Below are 4,795 nucleotides of genomic sequence, written 5' to 3' on the forward strand. Positions count from 1 at the left end.
CAGTTGATAAGGGCTATATAAATGATATACATACACCGATCACAGAGTGGATTGAAAATGTACCTAGGGGAAAACATAATTTAACACTATATCACTTATTAACAATGACTACTGGTGAGGACTGGAAAGAGTTTGGGAATGGAGTAGTATTCCCAAATGACTTTGTAGAATCAGAGAACTGGGTACAGTACATATTAGAAAAGCCAATAATTGAAGAACCTGCTACAAAAATGAATTATAATTCAGGTTCTTCTCATTTACTGAGCTATATTATTCAAGAAGCTACTGGAATGTCGACAGAGCGGTTTGCAAAGAAATATTTATTTAATCCATTAGAAATTAACGAATACGAGTGGCAACAAGATCCGCAGGGTATATATGTCGGCGGCTTCGGTATGAAAATGAAATCTACCGATTTATTAAAATTAGGAAAATTATGTTTGCAAAATGGATATTGGAATGAAAAAGAAATTGTATCAGCGAAATGGTTAGAAGAGTCAAGTAGGGCGCATTTTGAAACATATGAACATGTCGGCGCATATGGATATCACTGGTGGGTATTACATACCGAAAGATTTCACATACCGTATTGTATATATTTCACTATGGGATACGGCGGACAATACATCGTTATCATTCCTCAGTTAGAAGTAGTAGCTATTATAAGTAGTCATATGCCAAAACGTGGGCTCGTTCCATTAAAACTATTTATTGAGCATGTACAGGGAATTTCTAATTATATATAAGAAAAGGAGGGAATGTATGAAGGATGAAAAAATTTTATCTTTATTTAGATTCTGTTTAAGTCTTCTAGTATGTAGCGCCATTATTACGCAATTCATAATCAGGGCACAAGTGAAACCGTTCAATCCAGTTAACTTTTTTAGTTTCTTTACTATCGAAAGTAACATTTTAGTTGCATGTATTCTCCTTTTAAGCAGTATCGGAACAGCTACATTTGGTCGCTCAGAACAGTTTAGTATACTTCGTGGTGCAGCAACGGTATACATACTTACGACAGGACTCGTTTATTTTTTGTTACTAAGAGGGTTAGAAGAGTCACTTCAAACGGCAATACCATGGGTAAATACTGTGCTACATTATATCATGCCGATTGCAATGCTTTTAGATTGGATTTTAAATCCACCTATTAAGAAAATCACTTGGAAACAATCTGCAAGTTGGCTCTTATTCCCGTGTTTTTACGTTGTATATAGCTTAATACGTGGCCCAATCGTGAATTGGTATCCATATCCGTTTTTAGATCCAAGAATAGGTGGGTATGGTAAAGTACTTTTATACAGTATAGGGATAGCAGTTGTAATTGGCTCTATTTGTATATTGGTAAGATTTTTAGGGAATCGAAACTTTAGGGAAAAATTTTAGAAATGCAAGAACCCCCACTGTGTCTGTTTTAACAGTGGGGGTTTCACTTTATCCAGCTATTTGTCGGGCTGCCCGTAAAAGTCCGATTGGTGAGGGCGGATGATTAGTGGGAGATGAACAAAACCCCCACTGATTAAAGTTTCACTTTATCTACTCGTCTTCTGAAACGACAACTTTATAAATTTCTCCGTCTTCGTTTCAAATTCTACATCAACAAAAACACCGTATTCTTTTCCGTTCTCACGTAACCACAATTTAAATTTTTCAACAGTTATTTGAACTGTTTTTGGTTTTCTACCTATATGAAGATAGTCAATAATTTCTGCTTTTGGGTATTGTTCTTTCGTCTTTTCTACGGCAAGCTTACCCCATTTGGCATACGGCGGCTGCGCATGAACAATTGATGAGCCTGTATATATATTTGAACATGTTGTTAGGAACAGAATGACAAGTGCGACACGCTTTAACAATTTCTTCATGATGAACTCCTTTTATCTTTTTTGTATATTGTTTACATATTTTTTCAACGATATGAGTTTGGATTTTTTTGTCTTCTTTACATAAAAGCGAGGCTTTTACAAAACATAACCAAGAAATCATTTCCGTAATTAAGGAGGGAAAATTATGCACAAAAAGGCTATTTTTAAAATAGCAGTTTTACTTGCGTTCATAGGACTGTCTTTAATGGTCAGTAGTATACAACTAAAGAATGTAGAAGCTTTTTCTAATCAAGTCATTCAAAGAGGGGCATCTGGCGAAGATGTCATTGAACTGCAATCTCGTTTGAAATATAACGGATTTTATACGGGAAAAGTGGATGGTGTTTTCGGATGGGGTACATATTGGGCACTTCGGAATTTTCAAGAGAAATTCGGATTACCCGTTGACGGTTTAGCTGGAGCTAAAACGAAGCAAATGCTCGTGAAAGCAACGAAGTATGACAAGTCAACTGCTAATAAAGGGACGACAACGAATAAAGGAAATAGTGGTGGCACTGCACAAGAGAATAAACCACCTCAAAATAAAGGGACAAATGTGCCGAACGGTTATTCTCAAAATGATATTCAGCTTATGGCAAACGCAGTATACGGAGAATCACGCGGTGAACCATATTTAGGACAAGTTGCAGTAGCTGCTGTCATTTTGAACCGTGTTACAAGTGCGTCATTCCCAAATACTGTTTCAGGTGTAATCTTTGAGCCTAGAGCATTTACAGCGGTAGCCGATGGACAAATATATTTAACGCCAAATGAAACAGCAAAAAAAGCAGTTTTAGATGCGATTAACGGATGGGATCCAACAGGAAATGCTTTATATTATTTCAATCCAGATACTGCGACTAGTAAATGGATTTGGACTCGTCCACAAATTAAAAAAATCGGTAAACATATTTTCTGTAAATAGAGCGGAGGTGGGACAATGTTACGAGGTATTATCATTGTATTATTAACAGTAGGTGTAGTAGGAACAGGGTATTGGGGCTATAAAGAGCACCAAGAGAAAAATGCGGTTTTAATTCGAGCGGAAAATAGCTATCAACGTGCGTTTCATGATTTAGCATACGAGGTTGATTTGTTGCACGACAAAATCGGGACAACGCTTGCAATGAATTCACGTGCATCTTTATCACCTGCATTAGCAGATGTATGGAGAATAACATCTGAAGCTCGTTCGGATGTAGGGCAACTTCCTTTAACGTTAATGCCTTTTAATAAAACGGAAGAATTTTTAGCGAATATCGGTGATTTTAGTTATCGTGCGGCTATTCGTGATTTAGAAAAAGAGCCGTTAAATGATCAAGAATATAAAACATTGGAAACTTTATATTCAAATGCAGGAAATATACAAGATGAACTAAGAAAAGTACAACATCTTGTTTTGAAAAATAATTTACGCTGGATGGATGTTGAGATGGCACTTGCATCAAATCGTGATCCAGCAGATAACACAATTATTGATGGATTGAAAACTGTAGAGAAAAACGTAACATCATATTCTTCTACAAACTTCGGACCGACCTTTACTAGTGCGCAAAAAAATAAAAAAGGTGGATTTGAAGCAGAAGGAAAAGCGATTTCTAAAGATGAAGCGGCGAAAATTGCCAAATCGTTTTTGAATTTAAAAGGAAATGAAAAAGTAGATGTAGAGAAAAGTGGAAAAGGTGCGAAAGAATCCTTCTATAGTGTGAAAATTAAAGATGAAGCAACGAACAATGAGTTCTATATGGATATTACCGGAAAAGGCGGATATCCAATTTGGGTTATGAATAACCGCGAAATTAAAGAACAGAAAGTTAGTTTAAACGATGCAGGAAGTAAAGGTTTGAAATTTTTAAAGGACCATAAGTTTAATAATATGGAGCTTTATGATAGCTCTCAATATGATAATGTTGGTGTATTTACGTATGTAGTAAATGAAAATGGAGTACGAATTTATCCAGAAGCAATCCAAATGAAAATTGCTTTAGATGATGGTTCTATCGTTGGGTTCTCCGCAAAAGAATATTTAGCGTCACATCAAAAGCGAACAGTTCCATCGGCAAAGCTAACTGCAGCAGAAGCAAGAAAGAAAATCAATCCAGATGTTAAAGTTATGGAAGAACGTAAAGCTGTCGTAGTAAATGATTTGCATAATGAAGTACTTTGCTATGAATTTGTAGGTACTTTAGGGAAAGATACGTACCAAATTTTCATTAATGCAAATAGCGGAGCAGAAGAAAAAGTGAAGAAGATGCAAGCTGTTGAAAAGATTTATGATTAAATTTTAATAGTAAAGTGGTGAGAATAATGAAGAGCCTAATATATATGTTGATGCTTTGCTTGTTTATAACTGGATGCAGTATTGGAAAAAAGGACAATCCAAACGAAAAACCAGAGCAAAAAAATGTTTCGATGAAAAATGTTAACTATACAAACAAATCAAATAAACCAAATGAAAAAGCAGCGGACCATTTAGCATCTTTAGCTGCAAGTGTGCCAGGTGTGAACGATGCAACTGCGGTCGTTGTTGGAAAATATGCTATTGTAGGTATTGATGTAAAAGCAAAACTTGATCGAACTCGAGTTGAATCAATTAAATACTCTGTTGCAGAAAGTTTAAAAAATGACCCTGACGGTGCTAATGCAGTCGTTGTAGCAGATGTTGATACGTATGAACGCCTCAAACAAATTGGAAAGCAAATAAAAAAAGGAAAAACAGGTGAAGGTATACTAGATGAATTAGCCGCTATTGTGGGCCGAGTAATGCCACAAGTTCCAAATGATATGATAGAAAATAGAGAAACGAATCCAATTAAGGATAATGATAAACAATTACCAAAAGATGAAGAACAAGAGTTAAGAAAAGAACAGAATGATCAATCAAATAATCATTTGAATAAATGAAATTAGCCTCGTACTTAATTGTACGA

The 4,795-nt window shown here is 35.6% G+C and carries 6 protein-coding genes; 5 read left to right on the forward strand and 1 reads right to left on the reverse strand.

Annotated elements, in window-relative coordinates; genetic code table 11:
• Together ACQGS6_RS23010 and ACQGS6_RS23015 are read left to right on the forward strand one after the other, a co-directional pair.
• Window positions 1-746 (forward strand): serine hydrolase domain-containing protein (locus ACQGS6_RS23010; RefSeq protein ID WP_426965661.1); only part of this gene is annotated, 746 nt, incomplete at its 5' end.
• Window positions 747-762: 16 nt separating this feature from the next.
• Window positions 763-1,386, forward strand: coding sequence for a Pr6Pr family membrane protein (locus ACQGS6_RS23015; RefSeq protein ID WP_000650950.1), 624 nt, complete (start codon window positions 763-765; stop codon window positions 1,384-1,386).
• 146 nt (window positions 1,387-1,532) lie between these two features.
• Here the strand turns inward: ACQGS6_RS23015 and ACQGS6_RS23020 are convergent, their stop codons facing one another.
• A complete protein-coding gene (locus tag ACQGS6_RS23020; protein WP_000734903.1) occupies window positions 1,533-1,865 on the reverse strand; it encodes a DUF3889 domain-containing protein in 333 nt (110 codons plus the stop codon).
• A gap of 145 nt (window positions 1,866-2,010) precedes the next feature.
• Here ACQGS6_RS23020 and sleB point away from each other — a divergent pair, with 145 nt between their 5' ends.
• Genes sleB through ACQGS6_RS23035 form a run of 3 tightly spaced genes read left to right on the forward strand, consistent with a single transcriptional unit; the run spans window position 2,011 to window position 4,769 of the window.
• Complete coding sequence (gene sleB / locus ACQGS6_RS23025) at window positions 2,011-2,790, forward strand: spore cortex-lytic enzyme (protein ID WP_000549033.1); 780 nt, start codon at window positions 2,011-2,013, stop codon at window positions 2,788-2,790.
• A gap of 15 nt (window positions 2,791-2,805) precedes the next feature.
• On the forward strand, window positions 2,806-4,146 hold the full coding sequence (gene ypeB / locus ACQGS6_RS23030) for a germination protein YpeB (protein ID WP_000943710.1): 1,341 nt from the start codon (window positions 2,806-2,808) through the stop codon (window positions 4,144-4,146).
• A gap of 26 nt (window positions 4,147-4,172) precedes the next feature.
• Complete coding sequence (locus ACQGS6_RS23035) at window positions 4,173-4,769, forward strand: YhcN/YlaJ family sporulation lipoprotein (protein ID WP_033689706.1); 597 nt, start codon at window positions 4,173-4,175, stop codon at window positions 4,767-4,769.
• Window positions 4,770-4,795: the final 26 nt, after the last annotated feature.

The organism is Bacillus sp. GMs2/2 (genome assembly GCF_050172095.1).
Taxonomy (GTDB): domain Bacteria; phylum Bacillota; class Bacilli; order Bacillales; family Bacillaceae_G; genus Bacillus_A; species Bacillus_A cereus.